At 30.9% G+C, this 25,318-nt stretch carries 23 protein-coding genes and 1 riboswitch; of the genes, 6 read left to right on the forward strand and 17 right to left on the reverse strand.

The window, feature by feature from the left end:
• From DIS18_RS15060 to mnmE, 5 genes are all read right to left on the reverse strand, one after another.
• Window positions 1–1,249: PorP/SprF family type IX secretion system membrane protein (locus DIS18_RS15060; RefSeq protein ID WP_245925655.1), on the reverse strand; the 1,249-nt coding region annotated here is incomplete at its 3' end.
• 1 nt (window position 1,250) lies between these two features.
• Window positions 1,251–2,696: a T9SS type B sorting domain-containing protein gene (locus DIS18_RS09895; RefSeq protein ID WP_109352915.1), complete on the reverse strand. Its 1,446-nt coding sequence runs from the start codon at window positions 2,694–2,696 to the stop codon at window positions 1,251–1,253.
• 136 nt (window positions 2,697–2,832) lie between these two features.
• Window positions 2,833–4,161: a hypothetical protein gene (locus DIS18_RS09900; RefSeq protein WP_109352916.1), complete on the reverse strand. Its 1,329-nt coding sequence runs from the start codon at window positions 4,159–4,161 to the stop codon at window positions 2,833–2,835.
• Window positions 4,162–4,411: 250 nt separating this feature from the next.
• Window positions 4,412–4,858 carry a hypothetical protein gene (locus DIS18_RS09905; protein WP_109352917.1) on the reverse strand — a complete coding sequence of 149 codons (447 nt, stop codon included), beginning with the start codon at window positions 4,856–4,858 and terminating at the stop codon, window positions 4,412–4,414.
• A gap of 113 nt (window positions 4,859–4,971) precedes the next feature.
• Window positions 4,972–6,378: a tRNA uridine-5-carboxymethylaminomethyl(34) synthesis GTPase MnmE gene (gene mnmE / locus DIS18_RS09910; RefSeq protein ID WP_109352918.1), complete on the reverse strand. Its 1,407-nt coding sequence runs from the start codon at window positions 6,376–6,378 to the stop codon at window positions 4,972–4,974.
• Between the two features lie 403 nt (window positions 6,379–6,781).
• On the opposite strand from mnmE, the gene DIS18_RS09915 reads away from it, so the two are divergent.
• Window positions 6,782–7,210 (forward strand): hypothetical protein, encoded by a 429-nt coding sequence (locus DIS18_RS09915; RefSeq protein ID WP_109352919.1) that lies wholly within the window; start codon window positions 6,782–6,784, stop codon window positions 7,208–7,210.
• Here DIS18_RS09915 and DIS18_RS09920 read toward each other — a convergent pair.
• A complete protein-coding gene (locus DIS18_RS09920) occupies window positions 7,202–8,032 on the reverse strand; it encodes a CvfB family protein (protein WP_109352920.1) in 831 nt (276 codons plus the stop codon). The genes DIS18_RS09915 and DIS18_RS09920 overlap by 9 nt on opposite strands.
• A gap of 283 nt (window positions 8,033–8,315) precedes the next feature.
• On the opposite strand from DIS18_RS09920, the gene DIS18_RS09925 reads away from it, so the two are divergent.
• Together DIS18_RS09925 and DIS18_RS09930 are read left to right on the forward strand one after the other, a co-directional pair.
• Entirely contained in the window at window positions 8,316–8,816 is a 501-nt protein-coding gene (locus tag DIS18_RS09925; RefSeq protein WP_109352921.1) for a hypothetical protein, read from the forward strand.
• Window positions 8,817–8,843: 27 nt separating this feature from the next.
• On the forward strand, window positions 8,844–9,233 hold the full coding sequence (locus tag DIS18_RS09930) for a hypothetical protein (protein ID WP_109352922.1): 390 nt from the start codon (window positions 8,844–8,846) through the stop codon (window positions 9,231–9,233).
• A 77-nt stretch (window positions 9,234–9,310) separates the two neighbouring features.
• Here DIS18_RS09930 and DIS18_RS09935 read toward each other — a convergent pair whose 3' ends face one another.
• The 6 genes from DIS18_RS09935 to DIS18_RS09960 all read right to left on the reverse strand — a co-directional run bounded on the left by DIS18_RS09935 (window position 9,311) and on the right by DIS18_RS09960 (window position 15,608).
• Window positions 9,311–9,649, reverse strand: coding sequence for a DUF2853 family protein (locus DIS18_RS09935; protein WP_109352923.1), 339 nt, complete (start codon window positions 9,647–9,649; stop codon window positions 9,311–9,313).
• A gap of 95 nt (window positions 9,650–9,744) precedes the next feature.
• Complete coding sequence (menD, locus tag DIS18_RS09940; RefSeq protein WP_109352924.1) at window positions 9,745–11,505, reverse strand: 2-succinyl-5-enolpyruvyl-6-hydroxy-3-cyclohexene-1-carboxylic-acid synthase; 1,761 nt, start codon at window positions 11,503–11,505, stop codon at window positions 9,745–9,747.
• Between the two features lie 48 nt (window positions 11,506–11,553).
• Window positions 11,554–12,672 (reverse strand): chorismate-binding protein, encoded by a 1,119-nt coding sequence (locus DIS18_RS09945; RefSeq protein WP_109352925.1) that lies wholly within the window; start codon window positions 12,670–12,672, stop codon window positions 11,554–11,556.
• 2 nt (window positions 12,673–12,674) lie between these two features.
• Window positions 12,675–13,097, reverse strand: a complete 423-nt coding sequence (locus DIS18_RS09950) for a PaaI family thioesterase (protein ID WP_109352926.1) — start codon at window positions 13,095–13,097, stop codon at window positions 12,675–12,677.
• A 152-nt stretch (window positions 13,098–13,249) separates the two neighbouring features.
• The gene (locus DIS18_RS09955) at window positions 13,250–15,013 is read right to left on the reverse strand and encodes a serine hydrolase (RefSeq protein WP_109352927.1); all 1,764 of its coding nucleotides are present in this window, start codon (window positions 15,011–15,013) and stop codon (window positions 13,250–13,252) included.
• Window positions 15,014–15,122: 109 nt separating this feature from the next.
• Entirely contained in the window at window positions 15,123–15,608 is a 486-nt protein-coding gene (locus DIS18_RS09960; RefSeq protein WP_181364031.1) for a PAS domain-containing protein, read from the reverse strand.
• Window positions 15,609–15,713: 105 nt separating this feature from the next.
• A riboswitch (cobalamin riboswitch) is annotated at window positions 15,714–15,843 on the reverse strand.
• 125 nt (window positions 15,844–15,968) lie between these two features.
• Between DIS18_RS09960 and DIS18_RS09965 the strand changes: the two genes are divergently transcribed.
• Window positions 15,969–18,029 carry a DUF3857 domain-containing transglutaminase family protein gene (locus DIS18_RS09965; RefSeq protein ID WP_109352929.1) on the forward strand — a complete coding sequence of 687 codons (2,061 nt, stop codon included), beginning with the start codon at window positions 15,969–15,971 and terminating at the stop codon, window positions 18,027–18,029.
• 11 nt (window positions 18,030–18,040) lie between these two features.
• Here the strand turns inward: DIS18_RS09965 and DIS18_RS09970 are convergent, their stop codons facing one another.
• Entirely contained in the window at window positions 18,041–18,646 is a 606-nt protein-coding gene (locus tag DIS18_RS09970; protein ID WP_109352930.1) for a pyridoxamine 5'-phosphate oxidase family protein, read from the reverse strand.
• A 151-nt stretch (window positions 18,647–18,797) separates the two neighbouring features.
• Between DIS18_RS09970 and DIS18_RS09975 the strand changes: the two genes are divergently transcribed.
• Window positions 18,798–19,157 carry a hypothetical protein gene (locus tag DIS18_RS09975; protein ID WP_109352931.1) on the forward strand — a complete coding sequence of 120 codons (360 nt, stop codon included), beginning with the start codon at window positions 18,798–18,800 and terminating at the stop codon, window positions 19,155–19,157.
• Here DIS18_RS09975 and DIS18_RS09980 read toward each other — a convergent pair.
• The 4 genes from DIS18_RS09980 to DIS18_RS09995 form a co-directional block, all read right to left on the reverse strand.
• Window positions 19,150–20,097 carry an NAD(P)H-dependent flavin oxidoreductase gene (locus tag DIS18_RS09980; RefSeq protein ID WP_109352932.1) on the reverse strand — a complete coding sequence of 316 codons (948 nt, stop codon included), beginning with the start codon at window positions 20,095–20,097 and terminating at the stop codon, window positions 19,150–19,152. The two genes, DIS18_RS09975 and DIS18_RS09980, sit on opposite strands and share 8 nt — an antisense overlap.
• Window positions 20,098–20,158: 61 nt before the next feature.
• On the reverse strand, window positions 20,159–21,391 hold the full coding sequence (locus DIS18_RS09985) for a class I SAM-dependent rRNA methyltransferase (protein ID WP_342752163.1): 1,233 nt from the start codon (window positions 21,389–21,391) through the stop codon (window positions 20,159–20,161).
• Between the two features lie 103 nt (window positions 21,392–21,494).
• The gene (gene dnaK, locus DIS18_RS09990; protein WP_109352933.1) at window positions 21,495–23,402 is read right to left on the reverse strand and encodes a molecular chaperone DnaK; all 1,908 of its coding nucleotides are present in this window, start codon (window positions 23,400–23,402) and stop codon (window positions 21,495–21,497) included.
• A gap of 342 nt (window positions 23,403–23,744) precedes the next feature.
• Window positions 23,745–24,203, reverse strand: a complete 459-nt coding sequence (locus tag DIS18_RS09995) for a nuclear transport factor 2 family protein (protein WP_109352934.1) — start codon at window positions 24,201–24,203, stop codon at window positions 23,745–23,747.
• Between the two features lie 281 nt (window positions 24,204–24,484).
• Here DIS18_RS09995 and panB point away from each other — a divergent pair, with 281 nt between their 5' ends.
• Window positions 24,485–25,303: a 3-methyl-2-oxobutanoate hydroxymethyltransferase gene (gene panB, locus DIS18_RS10000; RefSeq protein WP_109352935.1), complete on the forward strand. Its 819-nt coding sequence runs from the start codon at window positions 24,485–24,487 to the stop codon at window positions 25,301–25,303.
• The last annotated feature ends 15 nt before the right edge of the window (window positions 25,304–25,318 follow it).

A 25,318-nucleotide genomic window follows, 5' to 3' on the forward strand; every position in this document is an offset into this window, starting at 1 on the left:
CTGCTTCTGCTATTCTAGCCTGCTCTTCTTGAGCTGCCTTAGCTTGTGCTTCTTCTAATTGTTTTGCTTTAGCTTCCTCTGCTGCTTTTACTCTTGCTGCTTCTGCTATTCTAGCCTGCTCTTCTTGAGCTGCATTAGTTGCTTCTGTAGCTTTTTCTCTTGCTGTTTCTGCATTAACTTGTGCTTTTTCCTCAGTAGTATCACTTTTAGCAACAACAGGTTTATTCTGCTTACTAGTAGATGTTTTATTTGTATTTCTTCTTTTTGAAACTGAACTTCTCTTTTTATTTGGCGAAATCAATAATGCCTCCTCATCATCTTCTCCACTATAATCATATCTATTTTTATTATTGAATTTAAAAGCCAAAGTGAAATCATGAGAATTACCAAAAGTGGAAAATCCACCAACGCCTTTTTCATAATTATATTCAATAGCAATTTGTTCAGTTACATTTAAACCAATACCAGCAGAAAACGCATACAAACTATTATATCCTGCTTGTGCCCATATCCCTTTTGGAACCATAAGCATAACCATTCCTGAAACTACAGTTTGGTCTTTTTTAAACTCTGAGCTTATTAATCCAGTAAACCTACTCTCATCAAAAAAACCTCTACTATTTAAATAACCCGTATACATAATATGCCCTTTTATACCTTGCTCTGGATTATCTTCTATCATTTCAGAAGATGTTAAATTATATGACACCAAATTATTTATAGACACACCAAAATCAAAAAACTCAGTACCATAATTAATCCCTGGATTAATTGTAATTATTGAGTTTGAAGGGAAATTATCTAGAGATGAATCTGGAAAATTAGTAATAACATTACCTTCATTTATACCACTTTTATAAAACCCAATGTTAGTACCAAAAGTTAAATTACTATCTCTATCAAGAACAGCATTATATGCAAAGTTTACAACGCCTCCAAAGGTAGTTAAAACACCATAATTTTGTTGAAACAAGGTAACACCTGCTCCAATATTTTCTTGAAACCTTCCAGAATATCCAAACAAATAAGTTTGTGGCGCATCATCAAATTGCACCCATTCTCGTTTATTATTAAAGCTGATATATTTATTTTGTTCTCTAACAAAACTAAAAGTTGGATTTATAAGCTGCCTGTTAAATTTCAAAGAATTTCTAGCAGGCATATTAAACGCCACAACTCCATCCTCTTGAGAATAGAGCTGTTGTGTAATACAGAAAAATAAAACGATATGTAAAAGATACTTTTTCATCTTACCTGACGACAGTTATCGAACCTTTTTTAGTTTTACCATCAGAAGTTGTTATAATGTAATAGTAAACTGGGTTTATGGATCCAAAAGCTATTTGGTTTTCAGGCCAATTATTTTGATAGTTTTTAGTTCTTAGTGCAATTTTACCTTGTGAACTTATTAAAAGTACTTCAGTATTAGTTCCACTAACATAGTTTTGTGGAATTACCCATGTATCATTTACGCCATCACCATTAGGGCTAATTAAATTTGGAATTTTTTCAACATTTGGGAAAGCTTCTCTAACTATAAAAGCAAATTCTGTTGAGGCATTACAACCTGTAGTTTGTGTAACTACAACTTTATAATTTCCTGTTTCAGATACCTCATAACTATTATTTGTTGCACCATTTATCATAGTATCATTTAAATACCATTTAAATTCTGGGTTATTTGCTGAGGTTGTAAGTGTAGCAATTAAAGTCTCATTCTCATCAATATTATTAACATCATCAACATCAATACTACTTGTAAATCCTGTATTATCAATGTTTATTGTAGCACTGGTCATACAATCACCTAAATCAATATTTACGGCGTACTCTCCAGATTCATTAGTTTCATACATTTGATTTGTTGCACCAGAAATAACTTCACCATCCTTAAACCATTGGTATCCATTAGCATTTATAGCACTTAAAACTGTTGGACCATCTGTGGAGCAATACGGGTTACCTAAACTAGAATTGATACTACTTGTAGATCCTGAAGAAGCTTCACTCACAGTTACCCGGTTTGAAACTGAATCTGATGTACAAGAACCATAATTTGTTTCAACAAAATAAGTCCCTGGCTGATTTACAGATAAAGTATTTCCTTCTGATACAAAAACGGATGTTGTCTGACTTGTTTCTTTATACCATTTATAAGTTAAAGAAGGATATTGTAATGGTGAATTACCAGAAAATTTATTAATATCATCAATAGCTAATAAATAACTACCACCAGAACAATACACAGCTGTTTCAATTAAATTGTTAATTGAAAAATCTGTGTCATGAATTTTATAATATGCCGGAAAAGCGTTAGAACTTCCGCTAATAGAAGCTGGTGCTGTACTTTTAGCTCGCATTCTATAAGCCTCACCAGCTGTGGTGGTTGGCAATGAAAAACTAAATTCTACTGGTGAAGTTGTAACAGCTCCTGGATTAGAAGTGTAAATTATTGTTGGATTAGAAAAACTTCCATTTTCATCAGAAAGTTCAACAATGAATTGATTTGAAGATTCTAAATTTGACTCTGGAGAAAACGCAAAGGTTACATCAAAATTATTAAATGAAGAACTAGCACAAGCTTGAGTTATAATAGCTTTAAAACTAGGTTTACTTATTACTATTTGAGCATGAGTAGTTTCGTTTAAAGATAAAACGAAAAAAACAACAATGTAAAATAGAGTAAAGTTTCTCATATAGTTTTATTATTAAATAAAACCTCTAAAACTAGTACTAAACACTATTTATATATTATAGGAATTATAAATTCTAAGATTAAAATAGTATAAGGATAAGTGCAAAGGTTTAGGGTTTGAAATCATTTTGAATTTATTAATCCATACTTCTTAAATCAGGATCAACTTCATTTGATGCTATTATTTTATTAATACGCAACCTAAAATCTGGTCTTCTAGCATTCTTTGTATCTATAAAAGTTTCGTAATTGTCACTTTTAGAGTAAACATTAAAGAAAACACTATTTCCATACCAATTTTCTAAATCTTCATTATTTGAATTATACTCAACAAAAATATTTCCATTGCAGTTATTGAATAACATTGCATTAAAATTTATCTTTTCTAAATTCTCTTGATTTATTATAATATTTTCGTCCAAAACTACAGCAGGATTAAACCCAGAGATTACACTTTTATTCATATCTAAAGAAGCATTTTTACCAATAAAAACAGCTTCTTGTACCAGATTCATCTTTATATCTGATTCTAAATTTTCACTATTATTTATAAATGTTATATTTTGAACTTTAACTAACGTACCACTTTTAGTGAAATCAAATTCTTCTTTTCTATCATAAGATTTAACCTCTAAACATTTTGACCCTCCTCCGTTTGAAGCATAAGGTGATCTCACAGCTAATGAATTTGATAAAACTGCTCTAGTTCCGTAATTAAATTTAAAATCATTACCATGTGTACTATAAGATACTAACTTATTAAGTGTTGTATTACCTCCCCAGACTTCAAATGCATTTCCAGCAGAATGACTTACCATGATATTAGATAGCTCAGTTTCATTACCAACACTTGCTAGAAGCAGTCCACTAAAATATCTGTTTTCAGAAATTCTTTTACCAGCAAATTCAATTCTAGTGTGCTTAATTACACCAGAACTCCTATTTGGATCATTTCCTCCATAATTTGCATGAACATAATCAGATGCTTTAAGGTTTGGATAAAACATGGCTGCTGATCCAAAACCAAACTTATTAATTGGAGCATTTCCTAATATTACTAAGCCTCCCCAATCACCTGGCCTTTTTACTGTGCGATTAGAAGAAAAAATAATAGGATCTGTTTCTGTACCATTAGCAATAATACTAGCATCTTTAGAAATTGTTAAAGACCCTTTAGTCTTAAAATCTCCAAGTATAACTGTTCCAGGTTCTATGGTAAGTGTTATACTATCAGTAACAAAAACACTACCTAATAATAGATATACCTCTCTTTTGTATAGTGTGGTGTTTTCGGTTATATTTCCGGCTAATATTTTAGAAGGCTCGCCATAATCCTGTTGGTTAGGTTTAAACTCCGTCCAATTATTAAGCCAGTTTGTCTCTCCTACTATTCCCTTTTCTTGTTGGGCAAAACTATTTGCTATTATGAAAAGAAATATGAAAATGATTTGGGTAAAGTTTTTCATAGTTAATTATTTAAATAAAATCTTCCTAGGTTTTCTACTATTAAGAATAACCAAAAATAAATAAAAATCCATGAAATACCAATTATTTCGTTAAAATACAAATATTAAAAAGAAAAATACTACATATTTTATCGATTAAGTGTAATTTAAGTTTAAATAAAATTAAGATTTGTATAAAAAATAATGTCCGTTTTAGAATATTCTAAAACGGACATTATATAAAAGTTATATTATTTATTAAATATACAACTTATCTAAAATCATTATATTGATGAAGTGATTTCATTATTTCTTCATAAAATAAAATACCTGCTATCAAATTACCAGTATCAGAATAAGGCAAATATTCTTTATGAAATTCACCAGCTTTTTCCAAATAATCATCTGTAGATTCAAATTGACCATCTAATGCTTTTTTATTATCATTATTTGTAGGTATACCTAATGTAGCCATAGTTATACCGGGCTTTGTTGCAAAAGCAATGTAAGGTAGTGTTCTAACTAAAACTTGAATTCTTTCAGAGTATAAAGTAATTAACTGACCTTTTTGCATAAGCTCAAGCTCGTTTTTATTATGGTACTTGCTTATTCCAACTTTCTCACTAATAAAGCTTTTTGGTCCTTTCTTTTTTTGAGCAAAACCAATGCCAGTAAAGAATAAAAGGCTAAAACTGAATAAAATAATCTTCACTTTCATGTTGTAGATTTAAGGGTTTAAAAAACAAATTTATGTAATTAATCGTTAAAAACAAGCGTTTTATCGATTTATTTTAAATACAAAACAATAATCGTATTCTTTTTATTACATATTTATTTACCAATACAGAAATTAGCAAAAATATTTCCTAATAAATCATCGTTAGTAATCTCACCTGTAATTTCCCCAAAATGATAAAGTGCTTGACGAATATCTATAGCTAATAAATCTCCTGATAAACCCGTTTCTAATCCAGATTTAACTTTATCAATCTCTTCAAAAGCTTTTAAAAGGGAATCGTAATGGCGAGAATTAGTTACAATAGTGTCGTTATTTCTAAGCGCACCAGTATTAACAAAACTTAGTAGTTTGTCTTGAAGTTTATCTACACCTATTTTATGTTTAGCAGATAATAAAATGAAATGAGATCTTTCAAAAGTACTTAAGGATGCATCTAATTTTGATTTATCCTCATCTGAAAGTTTATCAATTTTATTAGCAATAACTAACAGTGGTTTTAATGGGTATTTGTTTTTTATTTTTTCTATTTCAACTTTAAAAGTAGCGCTGTTATTTTTAAAATCCTCAGCATCAAACAAATAAACTACTACCTGAGCTTGATCTATTTTTTCAAACGTTCTTTTAATTCCAATACCTTCAACAACATCCTTAGTATCACGAATTCCAGCAGTATCAATAAACCTAAAACCTATTCCTCCTATTGAAATTTCATCTTCAATAGTATCTCGAGTAGTTCCTGCAATGTCTGAAACTATAGCACGCTCTTCATTTAATAAGGCATTTAAAAGTGTAGACTTACCAACATTTGGTTCGCCAACAATAGCCACAGGAATTCCATTTTTTATCACATTTCCAACAGCAAAAGAATCAATCAACCGTTTTAAAACAAATCGAATACGCTCTACTAAATCTTTAAACTGCGTTCTATCTGCAAATTCAACATCCTCTTCGGCAAAATCAAGTTCCAATTCAATTAAAGAAGCAAAATTTAAAAGTTCTTCACGAAGCTTAGCTATTTCAGAAGAAAATCCCCCACGCATTTGTTGCATAGCTATTTGGTGTGAAGCTTCATTATCACTTGAAATTAAATCTGCAACTGCTTCTGCCTGAGACAAATCTAACTTACCATTTAAAAAAGCACGTAATGTAAACTCGCCAGCTGTAGCCATTCTACAACCTTGACGTAAAAATAACTGTATAATTTCTTGCTGAATATAATTGGAACCATGACATGATATCTCAACAACATCTTCCCCAGTATAAGAATTTGGGTTTTTAAAAACAGAGACTAAAACTTCATCAATTGTTTTTACACCATCAACAATATGTCCTAAATGAATCGTATGTGTTTTTTGGAAGCTAAGTGATTTTCCAGAAATTACTGATTGAAAACAAGAATCTGCAATTGATATTGCTTCTTTTCCAGATAATCGGATAATAGCAATAGCCCCTGCACCAGATGGTGTTGCTAAAGCTACAATAGTGTCTTGATTAATCATTCGGCAAAAATAGTGAATTTGAAATGCTATTTACTACTAATTTTATTTCTAAAAACGACGTCTTCTTACTTATAATTCAACAAAAATTATTTAAATATATATTTTATCAATAAATATTAAGCAATAAAACAACCACAAACTTAATTATTTCGTATTTCTAGAATAGTAAATACAATGTTTTTTTAGTTTTTTTTCAACTAAACCAAATATTTCATAATAATCTGATTAATAGTTTTTTAACTTTTATATATTATGCTAGCATAGTATATTTGCAAGCGCAAATTTATATTTCTAAATTAAAATTTGTGACTTACTAGTCAATAAAGTGTCAAAACTCTGGTAACCAGAAAATTAACAATAATTTGTCCCCCTAGAGCAACCGAGGCAAAGATTTGCAAAAAAAATGAAAATAATAGAATCTGATTTTTCTAATCAAATTTTAAAGTTTGTACAAAACCCTTTAGGTAATATTTTTTTCTTCAATCATATAGCAGTTGTAGAACTCAATGAAGGCGTACATTTTGATACAAATAACGCACCATTAATTATAGATGAATTGGTATCTTATTTTGGAAATACACAACCTTATGGTGTTGTTGCCAACAGAGTTAATTCTTATTCAGTTAATTTAATAGACACCCAATTATATAAGCAAAAAGCTAAAAACCTATATGCGTATGGTGTAGTTGGTCACGATCTTGCTGGAAAAATGAATGCAGAAATGGAAAATGATTTTTGCACATCAGAAAAAGTAGATTATGATAATATCTACGATGCTATAAACAAGGTATACACTAAAGTAAAAAACAGTGGTTTATTTAGCTTAAACTAAATAAATACCATCAGGTTTTATTTCTATTAAGCGCTTTTTATAAAGTGTACCAACTGCTTTTTTGAAGTTTTTTTTACTCATTTGCAAGTGCTCTTTAATAGCCTCAGGACTTGATTTATCTGTTAAATTTAGGTACCCACTGTTATCCTGTAATTCTTGCATTATTCGGTCTGCATTAGGCTCAATATTTCTATAACCTATCTGCCCCAAAGCAATATCAAGTTTATTACCAGGTCGTATTTTTTTAACAATACCTTTCAACTTATCTCCAACACTTAAATCTCTAAAAATACTGTCTTTATAAATTAATCCAATATGTTGCTTGTTCACAATAACATTCATCCCAATATCAGATGGATGAGATACAATCAAATCTACCTCATCAAATGCATTAACAGTAAGTTCTCTATTGTCTAAAAATCTATTGGTTTTACTAGATGCTACCAATCTATTTGTTTTTTCATCCAAATAGCAATGCACCAAATACCAACCTCCAGGTTTCATTTTAAAAGCCTGCTCACTAAACGGGCAAAACAATTCTTTCACCAAACCCCAATCTAAAAAAGCACCATAATCAGTTACTTGATTACATCGTAATAAAGCAAACTCACCACGCTTAATATAAGGCATATCAGTAGTAGCAACTGGACGCTCCTCATTATCTAAATACACAAAAACATCAAGCTTTTCCCAAATTTTAAAAGACTCAGGAACATATCTATTAGGTAACAAAACTTCATTATCATCAGCATCAATTAAATAAACCCCATGGTCGGTTTCTCTAAGTATTTCTAGCGTATTTATTTCACCTAATTTTATCATGCGGCAAAGGTAACATTTTATTGTTATGGCGCAACCCAAGGGTCGGGCTTTCACTACTCGCTCCCTCCTATGTCGGGGAGCTCAAACATGCCGTTCAATCCCTTGCGCACTATTCCACAAAAATCATTACTAAACATAAACAATGTGTGTACTTGCAAAAAGTTTAAATAAAAAAAACACAACCTACTCATTGCTAATTACTTAAAACACTTCAGAACTTTTTATCATATTAATTTTCAGGATTTTTAAAAATTGAATTGTTATATATTAAAAAACAATAACCATGAAAAAATTAATTGTATTACTTGTATTAGCGCTTTCATTTACAAGTTGTGAAAAAGACGAATTAAACGACGCTGAACTAAACCTTGCGGAAACAAAAGTTTTAGGAACTTGGGAAATGTATCGTGATGAAAATTTAGAATCTATAATAGATGAGTGGACAGGAACAGAATGGACCACAAAAGATCAATGGTTTCAAAACACAAGGGAAGATTCAGAAATAATTTTAGAATTTAAGGCTGATAATACTTTTGTAGATAGGTATGCCAATGTTGAAGTTGCAAATGGTACTTGGGGGCTTTTAGATGATGGTCGCTTTTATTTTGATTACATTCAAAATAGTGGTATCAAAAACGAACAACTAACCCAAAGAAGATATATAACTATATATTGTGATAACACTTATTCTATTGAGATAGAAAACAATGATAGAGCTGTTTATTATTATAGAAAAATGAATACTACAGAATGCTCTGATTTGATAGAGTATAATGTTGAATAAATATTTCTACTCTAAAAAAACACTACAATGAAAAAAATATTTCTTTTATTATTACTACCTCTAATAGTAGCTACAACTTGTGAAGAAGATCATTTAAACTCTGGTTTTGAGACAGAATTTATTATACAAAATGATTCAAGCATAGATTTAATTTTACTTCAAGAAGGAGGTTTTCAAACTACAATTGAAAACGGAACAAGTTTTCTTCTTGCCAGTGATTTAAATCAGGAAACAAATTCAATAAACCCATCTGAAACTTTTGCTTTTAATGTTATCAATTTATACAAAACAGAAAATGATAATTTTATTTTAGCATATAAACAAGAACCCATTAATGATGATTTGTGGACGTTTGACGAACCTGTAACAAATAGATATAACTATACATTAATAATTACAGATGATTTATTAAATTAATAACTATTAATTATTAAATCAAGAAATAAAAAAAGCGTTACATATTGTAACGCTTTTTAATTTATATAAATTGAGTTCTAGTAAACAGACTCTTTTCCAAAATGTTTAGTAAGCAAATAATAAACTACTGCTCTATATTTATTACGGTTAGATTGTCCGTATTTATCCATAACAGCTTGAATACCTTTATCTAAATCTGCACCATCTTTTAATCCTAATTTCTTGATTAAGAAATTGTTCTTAACTGTAGCCAATTCAGATTCGTCTGATCCTGAAACCGTTGATGCATCAGCATTGTAAATTGCTGGCCCACAACCAATAGTTACTTTTGTTAATAAATCCATGTCTGCGTTTACTCCGCATTTGTCTTTTAAATCTGCAGCATATTTTGCAATAAGCTCATCTCTTTTACTCATAATGATTTCGTTTTATGTGTTAATTAATAATTTAATAGATAACCGTTCTAAAGATACTAAATTTTAGACACAACAAAAATCAAAAAGTCACATGGCTATTTAATAAACTCAAAGTAGTTTAAAAGCACTTCATCATTGACTTCCTTAGGAGTAAACACTTCTAGTAATTTTGGTTGATTGTCTTCTAAATAAAAAGATGCTAAAGAAGACTTCAAACTATCTTCGTCTGAGGCAGATTCATATTTAAAACCATACATTTTACACAAATGTTCTGCAGTTAAATCGTGATTGGTCTCAAAATAAGTATCAAAATTATCAGTGTTTTTATGTCCTGGTAAAATTCTAAAAATACCACCCCCTTGGTTGTTTACAATAATAATTCTGAAGTTTTTTGGTATATGCTTATTCCAAAGCGCATTACTATCGTACAAAAAACTCAAATCACCAGTAATAAAAACTGTTGGCTTACTATTGGCCACAGCACAACCAATAGCTGTAGAAGTGCTTCCATCTATCCCACTAGTTCCTCTATTACAAAACACATCAATATTCTTATTAATTTTAAATAACTGTGTGTAACGAATGGCAGAACTGTTACCCGATTGCAAAATATAATCCTCTGGTATAGATTTTAAAGCACTACTAAAAACTTTAAAATCAGAAAATGGAATTTGCTCAACATAAGCTTTATGCCTTTTTGTTCTATGCTTTTTTACTGAAGTCCAGATTGGTTTATAATCACTCTTTACATAATGTGTAACTCTAGGCAAAAAGGTTTCAAAAAAAGCATTAGGCGATTTTTGAATATGATTATCTAAACAGAAAAACGTATCATTAGCTGTTTTGCTATCAATATGCCAATGGTGTCTTGGTTTATATTTTCTAAGAAATTGTTTTATTTTTTTTGATACAACTAAGCCACCAAAAGTTAAAAGTATATCTGGCTGCAATTGTTGCCTTTCATCTTCAGTAAGAGGTGCTATTAATTTATCTATACTAGGAAAAAAACTTGGGTGATGTAAATTAGATGTTGTTTCAGTAAATACAATAACACTATCATCTTTAGCCAATTCATCTAACCACTTTTGTTCAATGGTGTTGGGTCCATTAACACCAACTAATATCATTTTTTTTGAAGCCGCATTCCAATCTTCCAAACAAGATTTCAAAACATAATCTTCAATTTCCTGAGGCTTTATTTTAGCATCAACTACCCTAGGAGAAACACTCAATGTATCTACTATTTCATAGAGTGGTTCATCAAAAGGAATATTTATATGTACAGGTCCTTTTTTTAAACAAGCTAAATTAATTGCATTATTCAGGCCTTCTTCATTGTGCGTTTGGATATCTTTTTGCAAACCTAATAAACGTTCAAACTTATCCTCTAAATTTTTAAAAATGGGTAGTTCTTCTTCTCTAGAAATGTTTTTTTCATCTTTTAAATCCAACTTCAAATTAGCCGAATACAAAATATGATTATCAAAAACTTTTTTTTGATTAATAGTTTGCCCATCCCCAATTCCAACCAAGTGTTTTGGTCTATCTGCTGATAAAACCACTAAAGGAATATCACTGTAAAAAGCTTCAGCTACCGCAGGATAATAATTTAACAACGCACTACCAGAGGTACAAACTACTGCTGTTGGTTCTTGGATTTGTTGCGCAATGCCTAGAGCAAAAAAAGCAGCACAACGCTCATCAACAATACTATAACATTTAAAAAATGAATCGTGAGTAAAACCAATAGTTAATGGTGCATTTCTACTACCAGGAGAAATTACAATATGCTTTATACCTTTGGCTTTACAGAGTTGGATAACAGTTTGAGCAAGCGGGATTTTCGGGTAAGTCATTTAGCAATTTTGTTATACAAAAATACAAAATCACCCAATAAAAAATACTTATAACACAGAATTAATAACTAACGATTTTGATACCGTTTCCTCCCACTCCATTTCTGCATCAGAGCTTTCAGTAATTCCGCCACCAACATAAATAATTGCTTGCTGGTTTTTAAGTTGCATACATCTTAAATTAACATATAACTGGGTACTATTTCTAGTTACACTATAAGCTCTATTTTCAATATTACGTTTACTAGAACGTGGAGCAATAGTAGTTTCTAAATTTAATTCGCCTAAAAATCCAGTATAAAATTCTCTATTATAATTTTCATTTTTTAATATGAATTGTTTTGCTAATAATTTTGGCAACCCACAAACTGCTGGTGTTGGATGCAATGCTTTTATAACTTCTTTTAAAGGTGTATCCGTTTTTAACTGGGCAGAAATCATAGTTTTTAAATGAACCAAATTACCAGCCTTTACGGTTTCAACCTCCGAAACTTTAAAGTTTTCTACTGATGGTTTTAAATTATCAACTATAAAATCGGTAACAAATTGTTGTTCTTGTTTTTCTTTGTTTTGCCAAACTACATCTAAGTTGCCTTTGTAATCTTGAGTACCTGCTAAAGCCATAATAGAAAATCGATTACCCTCAATTTTAATTAAAGTTTCAGGAGTTGCCCCAAGCCATAATCCAACTTTTGGATGATACCAGCAATAAACAAATGCAGATTTATAACTGTTTAAAAGGTTTTTAAAAATAGGAATTGGGTTAGAATTTGAAACATCTACCTTTTCTTGTCTAGACAATACCACTTTTTTTAAGCCTGAGCTATTAATAGCTTCAACGCCTTGTTTAACCAAATTTATATGAAAATCTCTTGCGCCTTCATTAGATATATTCTCATTGCTTTGAACATCTTCTATAACACTTAACGGTTCATATGAAGCAGAAAAAACTTCTGAAACCTCATTTGGAATTAAAATGGTTTGCTCTATATCATCAAAAGGAGAAAACACAAACCCTTTTTCAACAAAGTTCTTAGTAAAATGCAAATCTTTGGTACTTTGAAGTCTTGCTTTCAATAAGTTTTCATTAGGCTTTCTGTAAGTAACAAATGGGAGTTTATTTTTAAAATGTGCTTCAATACACTTAAAAAAATCAGATGAAGTCATGCTTATTTTTTAGGTAAAGAAATGGTTGTTAACTTACATAATGAAATTAAATTTTCATTTTCATCAGTTACACGAATTTCAAATAATTGAGTTGTGCGCCCTTTATGAATAAAAACGGCTTTGGCATAAACAAACCCTTCTCTTATACTCTTTACATGGTTAGCACTAATCTCTATACCACGCACAAAAAACTGCTTAGTATCTAATAATAATTCAGCAGCAAAACTTCCAGTTGTTTCAGCTAAAGCAACTGTAGCACCTCCATGAAGCACACCGTCTGGTTGATGAACTTTAGGTGTAACAGGCATTTTTAATATTAAAAAATCATCTCCAAAATCAACCATTTCAATCTCTAAAGTCTCGATAAGGGTATTTTTGGTCATTACTTCAAAGCGTTCTATGAGAGCTTTTTTAGGTAGTTGCATAGGAAAACTGTATTTTAAAAGTAGTGCTTGTAAAAGTACAAAATGCTGTCATTTTATAATGCATTCCAAAACATATTAATTTCTTAAATTTAACAAAAAACACCTTCCGAAAATTGGAAGGCGCTTATTATAATTTAGCACTAATAGATGATTTACTCCACTATACGTTTACCAGTAATCTCACGCCCGCCTTGAAAAAGTGTTACACTTTCTACAATACCCGCATCATTTTTATTAAACTTTAATTGTGCTTGGACTACTTTTAAATAAAACTCATTGTCATTTTTAGGAAAAATATCAAATACTGGTTGTCCTGTAGCTTGGGTTTTTAATTGGTTTCCTTCTTTTGTAACCGTTAGTACAAACCCTGGCATAAGCTCATATTTTCCAACGTAAGTTTCTAAAATAGCATCATCTACTTTTACCTCCTTTTCGAAATCACTAACATCATCCCCAAGCTTCTTTAAAAAGTCAATTCCATTTTGATTGTTAGGGTTTAATTCTACAGATTTTCTATAGTTTTTTATTGCTAAATCTTTTTTACCTAAATTCATTAATGCTTCGCCATAACTATCATAAGCATTTGATGAATTTGGGAAGGCTTCAATAATCAATTTAAATACTTTGGATGCTTCTTCGACTTTATCAGAACGCATAAGTTTATAGCCCATAGCATTCATATTGCTTTCATTTAAATCATACTTTTTTAAATCTTTTATTTTATTATAAGATGCTATTCCAGCTTCAATACCTTTTTCTTCTATAACAGAATAAAATTCATCTGCAACAGATTTTTTTGGCATGTTATAGTCTTTACCATTTAATATACCATAAATAGCTCTAGTCATTGAATTTAGTGGTGCTCCTCCTGTATTACTAAAAAGTACAACTAACGATTTATTAGATGGTGCTCTAGAGATATTAGTATTAAATCCATTGATACCACCTCCATGACCAATAGTATAAATACTATCTTTTGACTTTCCTATTTTGTTATAACCAACACCCCATCCATAGGCATAATGACTGTTTCCCCAAGCAGAAATATAGGGTTCAAAATACATATCCATATACTTTTGAGATAATAGCTTATTGGTATATAAAGCTTGATCCCATAAATATAAATCTTCAACTGTTGAATACATAGATCCTGCAGCATAAGGAATTGACATGTCTAAATATCTTGAATTTTCATAACCACTTCCATTTTTTTCATATCCAGTAGCACGTTTTTTTAAAATCTCACCATGGTGGTCATAACCAGTATTATTCATGCTTAAAGGCTTAAATATATTTTCATGAAGCATCTCTTCGTAAGTATTACCACTTAATTTTTCAACAAGAACACCTAATAAAAAATATCCAGAATTACTATAGCTAAACTTTTCTCCTGGCTCAAAATCTAAATCTTTGTCTTGGAATTTTTTAACAAATTCATTTGGTGTATACGGGTTTCGAGTTTCATCTTGCATAAATCTAGGAAATGAGGTGTAATTTGGTATTCCAGAAGTATGCGTTAGTAAATGATGTGTTGTAATTTTATTTCCTGTTTTTTTAGGATACTCAGTAAGGTATTTTGATATTGGAGCTTGTAAGTCTATCTTTCCTTCTTCAGCTAATTGTAAAATTAACATCGCCGTGAATTGTTTTGTAATAGATCCTAATCGATGTTTGGTATCAGAAGTATTAGGAATATCCCATTCCATATTCGCCATACCAAAACCTTTTTTATAAATCACTTTTCCATTATCTGCAACTAATGCAGAACCGTTAAACTTACCATACTCTTGGTATTTACTAATAAGTTGATCAATTTTTTCTACTTTTGATTGTGAAAAACTAAAGTTGAATACTAATAGCATTGAAAGCATAAAAATGCTTTTTTTAGAACCTAAAAATTTTAAAATTGTTTTCATAAGATGATTTTTGATTGATTTATATTATTAATGTATGACGTTATATACCGTTTATAAGTTACATAAAAATTAAAAAATCTCAGGTTTTAATAAATAAAGTTTACTGTGGTTAAGTAATTTGTTTTTCTAAAGCTAAAAGATGAGTTGTTTTATTGCTTTCATCTTTTAGCGGGTATATTTTTATTTCGCATTTATAAGCATCACCATTTTTCTTATAATTGATGATTTCCTCTTTAAAGGGTTTATCTGCTTTTAAACTAACTCTAATAGATTTTACTGCTTCTTCGGAAGAGTCTTTTCCTTGTAAAAAATTAGGCTTTTTGCCTTTTGCAAAATTTGCTGGATAACCCGTCATTTTAGTAAAACCTTTACTCACCCATTTAATTTCCTGATTAAAATCTGTAAGAACCAAAGCCTCAAAATCATTTTCAGTTATTAACTTCTCAATATTCAATACCCAACCAAATTTATTCTTATAAGCCTTCAAAAAGTCAATTTCAATTTGCTTATTAAAATTTATAGATTGTTCTGCTAAATGCATCCCGTAAATATCCCAGCATAGTAAAGGGCCTCGTAATGGTTTTGATTTATTCATAGCTTCTTTTTTTATGTGCAGTGAAATAAAGAAGCAAGACATACTATTAAAAAATTAATAGTAGTATAAGAATATCTTGACTTGGCTCTAAATCGCGAAAGCACTATTTGTCTGAATTATAAAGGAAGTATCTGGCTTGTAATTTACATTACTTACAGTTGCGCGACAGCTTGTGATTTTAACACAATTCCTTTTTAGTTAGCATGATGCTAAACCTTTATAACTGTTGCAAAGATATTGATTTTAAGTTTACAGGTATTTTAAAATTAATAATACAATTCTATGGTGATATTTACTACAAAATAAAACGCAAGTTATTTCTAAAAAATTAACTTTGTATTTTATTTGAAACTCGCCTTTATGAAACAACTATGCATTGCGTTACTATTATTTATCTTACCTGCATCAACTATTTTTTCACAAGTTTTAAAAGAAAATATACCTAATTGGGTTGATTATATAGAATACGCTGATACTGAAATTAATAAAGATGACGTTTCACAAGGTTCTTATATTTTGTTATATGATAGTCAAGTTAACGCTTCAAAAAAAGTGGCTTACACTCGATTAGCTTTAAAGATCACCAATAATACAGGTATACAAAATGCATCTACTATTAATGTTTCTTATGACCCTACTTACCAAAATTTAAAATTTCATAGTATTAATATTATTCGTGATGGAAAAGTTATAGATAAACTAGATGTCTCCAACTTTCAAGTAATGCGTCGGGAACTCAATGCTGAGATTTATTTATACGATGGTTCATTATCAGCAGTTATGAATATATCAGATGTAAGAACTGGAGATATTATTGACTATGCATATTCTATTTACGGCTTTAATCCACTTAATAAAAAATTTTCGGGTTCGTTTTATTTAAATGATACGGACCCAGTTGGAAAAATAAATGTTTCTGTTTTATCAAAAAACAAATTGCATTATAAACTATTTAATACAAATGATGCACCCCAAATAACAAAAGTTAATAGCCTTTACAAATACAATTGGAGCGTATCTAATATTAAAAAACTCGATTATGAGCAAAACACACCTTCTTGGAAATTAATTTATAATACAGTTTTTTTAAGCGAGTATAATTCTTGGGAAGAAGTTGTTGATTGGGGCTTGAATTTATATGATATAAGCACAAAGATTAACACTAAATTACAGACAAAAATTAATGAAATAAATAAAACTAACAAGACTCAAGGAGACAAAATAAAAGCTACTCTAGATTTTGTACAAAATGATGTTAGATACTTAGGGCTTGAGTTTGGTATTGGTAGTTACAAACCTTTTTCTCCAAACACAGTATTTGAAAGACGTTTTGGAGATTGTAAAGACAAAAGTCTTTTAATGATAAAAATGCTGAATGAAATGAGAATTGAAGCTTATCCGATGCTCGTAAATACAACTTTAAAGCAAACTATAAAAGAAATTCTCCCTTCTCCAAAATTTTTTGATCATTGTGTAGTAAAAGTTATTGATGGCAATAACGAATATTATTATGATCCTACAATAACTAACCAAGGTGGTGATTACGATAGCACGCATTTTCCTGACTATAGATTTGGTTTAGTTTTAAAAAAAGGAAATTCAAACTTTGATGACATTAAACCATATTCAGAAAATAAAGTTGAAACCATTGATGAATATATTATAGATACTATAGGCAAAGGCGCAAAACTTAAGGTAGTTACAACATACTATGAATCTGAAGCAGATAATATGCGGAATTACTTTAAAAACAACAGCATAAACGCCATTAAAAAAGAATATGAGAATTTCTATTCAAACTATTATTTTGATGTAACTTCTTCTAAGCCTCCACGTTTTAAAGATGAAAAATTAAGTAACAAGTTCAAAGTTTTTGAAGAATACCAAATCGATAGTATTTGGCAACCTATGATTGAAAAAGAAAACCATATAGCAACCACTTTTACTGCTACAAGTCTTTTAAATTCTCTATATATTCCAACCAAAGAAAAAAGAAATTCTGAGTTAGCAATTGTATATCCCATAATCAGAGAACATAAAATTAAAATTAATTTACCAACACAATGGGGTATTGAAAATGAAAAAATATTTGTCAACTCGCCTAGTTTCTATTATGAATGGAACGTGAAGTATGACAGAAAAAAACATATTATCGATTTATACTATTATTTAGAAACTCAAAAAGATCATATCAATACAGAAGAATACAAACAATATCTTAAGGATGTAAAAAAAGTAGATCAAACTACTGGATATTACCTTTTTATTCCCAAAAACTACTCTAATTCTAATACATCTACAGTTAACAATAGTGATTTTTTTGAAGGCGTTAAGTCTATTATAAAAGTTCTATTACTATTTGCAGGTATAGTCGTAATAGGGTTATTCGTTTTTTTATATTTTCAAGGAAAGAAAAGATGAAACAGTTAAACTTACAAATCCTTTTTATAGCGTTTTACCATAGCCTCTCTAGTTTCTGGTTCATCTTCAGATCTTAATTGGTCTTTTAACATCTGCCCCATAGTTGGAAATGAATCTCTATCAATTTGTGAAGAAGCATCCCACAATTTTGAGCGCATAAATGCTTTTGCACAATGCAGAAAAGTTTCTTCAACTGAAATAATAACACAAGCTTTTGGAGGATTAAGTTCTTCAGTAAATAGCTTCAAATAGGTGTCATCGGTTGATAAATATGCACTACCATTTATACGCAAAGTTTCATCAACACCAGGAATCAAAAATAATATACCAACTCTACCAGTTTCAACAATATTAGAAATACTATCAACTCTATTATTTCCTTTTGCATCTGGTATAACAATTGTTTGTTCATCAATTACTTTTACAAACCCCGAATTACCTCCACGAGGAGAAGCGTCCATTTTCCCATCTGTACTTGAGGTAGATATAACCAAAAAAGGCGAGTTTTCAATAAAATTCACAGCATGCTTCTCTAAAGACTTTAAAACCTTATTTTTAGCTCTCCCACTTGGGTAACCATATAATTCTCGAAGTTGAGCTTCATTTTTAATTTTCATATCGTAGCGTAAAAATGTTAATCAAATTTAATGATTTTAAAATCTAAAAAATTAATTATTCATCTTTAACCAAGTAAAAAGGTTTTTCATCAAGTATATATAGCAGAAATGAAAAATATTATTTAAAATTATACATTATACTAACTTTAAGATGAAGACATTTACTCTATTAATAGCCTTATTATCCACCAGTTTATGTAGTGCACAATATATATCTGAAGATGATAAATTACACTTTGGCGCAGGTTTCTTAATATCTGGAGGAACTTATACAATTGTTTATTCCAAAACAAAAAACAAAAAAAAGGCCTTCTGGTATAGCTTTGCAGCTTCAACTTTAGTTGGTCTTTCTAAGGAAATTTATGATGGATACATCATAGATGGTGGACGATTTGATAATGGAGAAATGGTAGCAACATCACTTGGTGGTTTAACTGCAAGTACAACTCTTCATTTATTTGTTGGTAAGAAGAATAATGAGAAACTTAAAAATATAGCCATAGTTAACTAACTAGTTTTTTTACAATATCCTTAGTTGGTAGAATTTTATTAGTATGCTCAATACTTGGTCCTGCAACCCAAACCGTTTTATAAGTGGCTTTAGTAGCAGCGTTTTTAGTGGCATTCATTCCTATTGAAAAACGAATCATTTTCACCCACTTTTTTAGTTTTTTGTTCTTATTCAACACAGATTCTAACCAGGTTTGTTTTGTTCCTATTTTTTGAACATATGGTGTGTTAATTACTGTACAAGGCGTTCCAGAAATACGTTCTGTCATTATAATATCATCAGCACCATAATCCACACAGGCTTGTTTGTATTCTTCAGTTACATTTGCTTCTTCAGAAGCAATAAATGGGCTGCCAACTGAAACACCTTCAGCACCGTAGCTTAACATTTTATCAATATCTGCTTTACAACCAACGCCTCCAGCAGAAATAACAGGAATGCTACAATTTGTACTCAATTCTCTTATTAATTCTTCAGGGGACTTATCTCCTCTATGACCACCAGCTTGATTATTAACAGCTATAATAGCATCGGCTCCCAAATCTTCAACTTTTTTGGCAAACTTTAAATCAACTACATCACAAAATACTTTTATACCAACTTTATGAGCCTGATTTATAGTTTCCTCTGGACTTCCTAATGAAGTAATAATAAAATCGCAACCTTCTTCACAAATCACTTCTAATTGTCCCTTATATTTTACATTGGATTTATTTACAATTAAATTGAATCCAAACGATCCTCCTTCAGGCTTTGCTGCTTTTAATTCTCGTAAAGCGACTCTAAGCTCATCTAAAGTTCTATAATTTAAAGCTGGAATACAACCTGCAATTCCTCCATGCATAGCCTCTTTAACCATGGCAATATTTGACACCAGAAACATTGGAGCTTGAATAATTGGATACTTTATATTGAGCAGTTTTGTGAGTTTCGTTTCCATACTTAAATTGATTTCAACAAATATAATAAATATTATGCATGCATAGTAAATTAAATATTATCTAATCTACAAATCGGTAATATCCACATTTTAAATAAGCCCCCTCTTGAAAACCAATAGGGTGATCTGTATCATGTCCTGTTTTCAAAATGACTTTAAAGGGTCTGTTATTTGAAGATAAAACTTTGCTATTTATATCAAAAAAAGATTGAGTTAAAACTCTAGAAGAACAAGATGCTAAAACTAACAATCCATTTTTAGCGGTTAACTTTTCACCTAATTCAGCTAATTGAGCATATTTCTTTTTAGCTAAGTCAATTTCTGAAGCTTGTTTTGCAAAACTTGGAGGGTCAATTACTACAACATCAAACGTCACTCTATTTTTAATAAGATTCTTTAACTCTACAAAAGCGTCACCTGCAATTATTTTATGCTTTCCAGAATAATTGTTCAGTTTTCCATTTTGAATAGCTATTTCTAAGGCTTGCTTACTAATATCCAAGCTAGTTACTTCTTTCGCCCCATTTGCTAATGCATGAACTGAAAATCCACCAGCATAACTAAACACATCTAACACCGTTTTTCCCTTGCTCCACTCGCCTACTTGCTTTCTATTTGCACGATGATCTAGGAAATAGCCAGTTTTATGACCTTTAATAACGTTTGCCGAAAAGTTCACCCCATGCTCTACAAACTCAACAACTTCATTTTGTAGAGTTCCGTAAACCACTTCTCCATTTTCAAGTTTATGCAATTTTGATTTTTCCAAACCTCTACTTAATCGAATAACAATAGTTTCAGCTCCTGATGTTTCTTGTAAGCTAGGAATAATAGCTTCCAAATAAGGCAGCCATATTTCAGAATATATTTTCACAACTAAAACTGTCGCATAAACATCAGCGATTAGCCCGGGGAAATAATCGCTTTCACCAAAAAGTAAGCGATAACTATTGGTATTAGTTTTTAATAATGGCTGTCTTTTGGTAAAAGCATCACTGATTTTATTTTGAAAAAATGTGCTATTAATTTCTGCCTTTTCATGACTACTGTGAAGCATTTTGATTCGAATTGGCGAATTAGCATCGTATAATCCCAAGCCAATAACTCGATTTTTATTTTTACTAAAAACAATAGCTAAATCTCCAGATTTGGCATCATCATTAATTTTAGTAATATTATTTGAAAACACCCAAGGATGCCCTTGAACTACAAACTGTTCGCCTTTAGCATTTAGTTTTACGGCTAAGCGCTTTGGTTTGTAATTTGATTTTATTTTTGAAGAAAAGAGTATCATTTTTATTTAATGTAAAAGTAAAGGTTTAAAACAAAAAAACGCAACCAAAATTGGTTGCGTTTTTTTATAACTTCAAGCTTAAGTCTTCCGACTCTAGCTTTTTTTACTTCACTTCCTCAAAGTCAACATCCTCAACATCATTCCCTTCAGCTTGAGCTTGCTCACCTGCACCAGCATCTGGTCCTGGTTGTGCACCACCTTGAGCTTCTGCTTGTGCTTTGTACATTTCCTCAGAAGCCACTTTCCAAGCTTCGTTTATTTTATCTAAAGCAGGTGTAATAACCTCTAAATCTTTAGTTTCATAAGCTTTCTTAAGTTCTTCTAAAGCATCAACTATTGGTTGTTTTTTATCTTCTGATAATTTATCACCAAACTCTTCTAATTGCTTTTCCGTTTGGAAAATCATAGAATCCGCTTCATTTAATTTCTGAGCATTTTCAGCTGCAGCTTTATCCGCTTCAGCATTTGCTTCAGCATCCGCTTTCATTTTCTCGATTTCCTCCTCACTTAAACCAGAAGATGCTTCAATTCTAATATCTTGTTTTTTACCAGTTGCTTTATCTTCAGCCGATACTTTAATAATACCATTGGCATCAATATCAAACGTTACTTCAATTTGTGGTGTTCCACGTCTAGCTGGTGGAATATCGCTTAAATGGAAACGTCCAATTGTTTTGTTATCTGCTGCCATAGCGCGTTCACCTTGTAATACGTGAATTTCTACAGAAGGCTGATTATCTGCTGCTGTTGAGAATACTTGAGATTTCTTAGTAGGAATCGTAGTATTCGCATCAATAAGCTTCGTAAACACATTACCCATAGTTTCAATACCAAGAGATAAAGGTGTTACATCTAAAAGTAATACATCTTTAACATCTCCAGTTAATACACCACCTTGGATACCAGCACCTAAAGAAACAACTTCATCAGGATTTACACCTTTACTTGGTGCTTTTCCGAAGAATTTCTCAACCGCTGCTTGTACTGCAGGAATACGTGTAGAACCACCTACTAAAATTACTTCATCAATATCACTTTTACTTAAACCAGCAGCTTTTAATGCAGACTCACATGGCTCAATCGTGCGTTTTACTAAATCGTCAATTAATTGTTCGAATTTAGAACGTGTTAATGTGCGCACTAAGTGTTTTGGTCCACTTGCAGTAGCAGTAATATAAGGCAAGTTAATCTCTGTTTGTGCAGAAGACGATAACTCAATCTTCGCTTTTTCAGCAGCTTCCTTTAAACGTTGTAAAGACATAGGATCTTTACGTAAATCCATATTCTCATCAGCTTGAAACTCATCAGCTAACCAGTTAATAATTTTTTCATCAACATCATCACCACCTAAGTGTGTATCACCATCCGTAGAAAGTACTTCAAATACACCATCACCTAATTCAAGGATAGATACATCATGTGTTCCTCCACCAAAGTCAAAAACCACAATCTTCTGGTCCGTACCTTTTTTGTCCATACCGTATGCTAAAGCAGCAGCAGTAGGCTCATTAATAATACGCTCAACTTTTAAACCAGCAATTTCTCCTGCTTCTTTAGTAGCTTGACGCTGAGAATCATTAAAATAAGCAGGCACTGTAATTACCGCTCTACTTACATCAGTTCCTAAATAATCTTCAGCTGTTTTCTTCATTTTTTGAAGAATCATAGCTGATAATTCTTGTGGTGTATATAATCTACCATCAATATCAACTCTAGGTGTATCATTATCACCCTTTACCACTTTATATGGTACACGTTCTGCTTCTTTCTTAGACTCAGAATATTTATTACCCATAAAACGTTTAATAGAATAAACTGTTTTTGTTGGGTTTGTTACCGCTTGTCTTTTCGCCGGATCACCAACCTTAATCTCTCCTCCTTCAACAAATGCAATCACAGATGGCGTAGTACGTTTACCTTCCGCGTTCGGGATTACAACAGGCTCATTACCTTCCATCACAGAAACGCAAGAGTTGGTTGTTCCTAAATCGATTCCAATAATTTTACTCATAATATATTTTAATTTTGAATGTTCATTTTTAATTTCAGGATGTATAAGTCAATCATTATGCCAACCAAAAAATTATGACATAGTGTCATAATTTCTTTAGTTCTCAGTCTCAGTCTCAGTCTCAGTTTCAGTTTTCAATATATTATTTTGTCATTTTTGGGGCGCAACCACAAGGGTCGGGCTATACTCATTGGTTTCTATTTTAAATTATTGAATTCGTGAATAAAAATATTTCACTACTCTCCCGATTACTATCGGGATCAAACATGCCGTTCAATCCCTTGTGCAGGTTTACCAGCAAAAGTCAGTCATTAAAAATAAACAAGAAAAAAAACGCAAGAGTTATTGATTACAAGTAGAACGTCTTCTTGTATCAATTAAATAAATAATTTTCCACTGATTGCCATCTTTAAACATCTGGAAAGAATTCACACCACAATGGCTAAACGTATCATTAAACCAAAACTCATAAGGCGTCCAAGCATTAGCCATATTACCATCCACTTGAATACTATAATCGAGTAAACGTTCATCCCATTTTTGATCATCAGGTCTATCTGCAATAGCATTTATAAGTTTATTAGGATCGTCGGTAACTAAAATATCTTTACCCTCTTTATTTCTGTAGGCAGTTTGCATCAAAATTTTATCAACCATAACTGATTTCATTAAAGCTGTATCACCTTTATGAAAACCTTCAAAAAAGGTATCAACAGTAGCTTTCACTTGAGCTTCTTCATCAATTTGCCCAAACAGTGTTGTAGAAATTAAAAGTGCTAAATAAAATATTATACGTGCCATAATCATTAAATTTTCAACTAAAATAACTGATAACCAACAATCAAGACCTCACTTAAAGAAAAGTTTAACAGGAAATACTAAATAAACCTCAAAATAATCAGTCAAATTCGTTTCTATTTCCTTTATATTTCAATATAAAATAAAACCTAACTAAGGCTATGCTTATATTTTCTATATTATTTAAAGAAAAGATAATTCAAATTTGGTACTAATCATTTTTAAAATTCATTTAGTATACTCCTTAATTTAGTATTTTTACATGCAAACTAAACAAAACAAATATGTCTGTAGCCAAAAAAGAATACAAGCGCATTACCGTAAAAACATTAGTAGATATGAAAGCTAATGGCGAAAAAATATCTATGCTTACAGCCTATGATTATACCATGGCAAAAATTGTTGATGGGGCGGGGATAGATGTTATTCTTGTAGGCGACTCTGCCAGTAATGTTATGGCTGGCCATGAAACTACACTTCCTATTACACTGGATCAAATGATTTATCATGCTTCTTCAGTAGTACGTGCTGCACATCGTAGCTTGGTGGTAGTAGATTTACCTTTTGGAAGTTACCAAAGTGACCCAAAAGAAGCATTGCGTTCTGCTATTAGAATCATGAAAGAAAGTGGTGGACATTCTGTAAAGCTAGAAGGAGGTAAAGAAGTAAAAGAATCTATTAAGCGTATTTTAAATGCAGGTATTCCTGTAATGGGACATTTAGGATTAACACCTCAATCTATATATAAATTTGGAACCTACACTGTTCGAGCTAAAGAAGAACAAGAAGCAGAACAATTATTAGAAGATGCCAAAATGCTAGAGCGCATAGGTTGTTTTGCTATAGTTTTAGAAAAAATTCCAGCAGAATTAGCAAAACAAGTTGCAGAAAGTGTAAGTATTCCTATTATAGGAATTGGAGCTGGTCCGCATGTAGATGGTCAAGTTTTAGTTCTTCATGATATGCTTGGTATGACACATGAATTTAATCCAAGATTCTTAAGAAGATATCTCAGTATGTATGATGAAATGACTACTGCAATTTCACAATATGTTGATGATGTGAAGTCTCAAGATTTCCCTAATGAAAGTGAACAGTATTAGTCTTCAGTAACAGTA

Source organism: Algibacter marinivivus (genome assembly GCF_003143755.1).
GTDB classification, from domain to species: domain Bacteria; phylum Bacteroidota; class Bacteroidia; order Flavobacteriales; family Flavobacteriaceae; genus Algibacter_B; species Algibacter_B marinivivus.

Bases quoted from the DNA above. Each gene is read 5' to 3' on its own strand.
- DIS18_RS09955 (WP_109352927.1), bottom strand. From the start codon at position 15,013: ATGAAAACAATTTTAAAATTTTTAGGTTCTAAAAAAAGCATTTTTATG.
- DIS18_RS09900 (WP_109352916.1), bottom strand. From the start codon at position 4,161: ATGAAAAACTTTACCCAAATCATTTTCATATTTCTTTTCATAATAGCA.
- mnmE (WP_109352918.1), bottom strand. From the start codon at position 6,378: ATGATTAATCAAGACACTATTGTAGCTTTAGCAACACCATCTGGTGCA.
- DIS18_RS09925 (WP_109352921.1), top strand. From the start codon at position 8,316: ATGAAAAAATTAATTGTATTACTTGTATTAGCGCTTTCATTTACAAGT.
- DIS18_RS09960 (WP_181364031.1), bottom strand. From the start codon at position 15,608: ATGAATAAATCAAAACCATTACGAGGCCCTTTACTATGCTGGGATATT.
- panB (WP_109352935.1), top strand. From the start codon at position 24,485: ATGTCTGTAGCCAAAAAAGAATACAAGCGCATTACCGTAAAAACATTA.
- DIS18_RS09930 (WP_109352922.1), top strand. From the start codon at position 8,844: ATGAAAAAAATATTTCTTTTATTATTACTACCTCTAATAGTAGCTACA.
- DIS18_RS09980 (WP_109352932.1), bottom strand. From the start codon at position 20,097: ATGGAAACGAAACTCACAAAACTGCTCAATATAAAGTATCCAATTATT.
- DIS18_RS09905 (WP_109352917.1), bottom strand. From the start codon at position 4,858: ATGAAAGTGAAGATTATTTTATTCAGTTTTAGCCTTTTATTCTTTACT.
- DIS18_RS09995 (WP_109352934.1), bottom strand. From the start codon at position 24,203: ATGGCACGTATAATATTTTATTTAGCACTTTTAATTTCTACAACACTG.
- DIS18_RS09945 (WP_109352925.1), bottom strand. From the start codon at position 12,672: ATGACTTCATCTGATTTTTTTAAGTGTATTGAAGCACATTTTAAAAAT.
- DIS18_RS09970 (WP_109352930.1), bottom strand. From the start codon at position 18,646: ATGAAAATTAAAAATGAAGCTCAACTTCGAGAATTATATGGTTACCCA.
- DIS18_RS09975 (WP_109352931.1), top strand. From the start codon at position 18,798: ATGAAGACATTTACTCTATTAATAGCCTTATTATCCACCAGTTTATGT.
- DIS18_RS09920 (WP_109352920.1), bottom strand. From the start codon at position 8,032: ATGATAAAATTAGGTGAAATAAATACGCTAGAAATACTTAGAGAAACC.
- DIS18_RS09950 (WP_109352926.1), bottom strand. From the start codon at position 13,097: ATGCAACTACCTAAAAAAGCTCTCATAGAACGCTTTGAAGTAATGACC.
- DIS18_RS09985 (WP_342752163.1), bottom strand. From the start codon at position 21,391: ATGATACTCTTTTCTTCAAAAATAAAATCAAATTACAAACCAAAGCGC.
- dnaK (WP_109352933.1), bottom strand. From the start codon at position 23,402: ATGAGTAAAATTATTGGAATCGATTTAGGAACAACCAACTCTTGCGTT.
- DIS18_RS09895 (WP_109352915.1), bottom strand. From the start codon at position 2,696: ATGAGAAACTTTACTCTATTTTACATTGTTGTTTTTTTCGTTTTATCT.
- menD (WP_109352924.1), bottom strand. From the start codon at position 11,505: ATGACTTACCCGAAAATCCCGCTTGCTCAAACTGTTATCCAACTCTGT.
- DIS18_RS09915 (WP_109352919.1), top strand. From the start codon at position 6,782: ATGAAAATAATAGAATCTGATTTTTCTAATCAAATTTTAAAGTTTGTA.
- DIS18_RS09965 (WP_109352929.1), top strand. From the start codon at position 15,969: ATGAAACAACTATGCATTGCGTTACTATTATTTATCTTACCTGCATCA.
- DIS18_RS09935 (WP_109352923.1), bottom strand. From the start codon at position 9,649: ATGAGTAAAAGAGATGAGCTTATTGCAAAATATGCTGCAGATTTAAAA.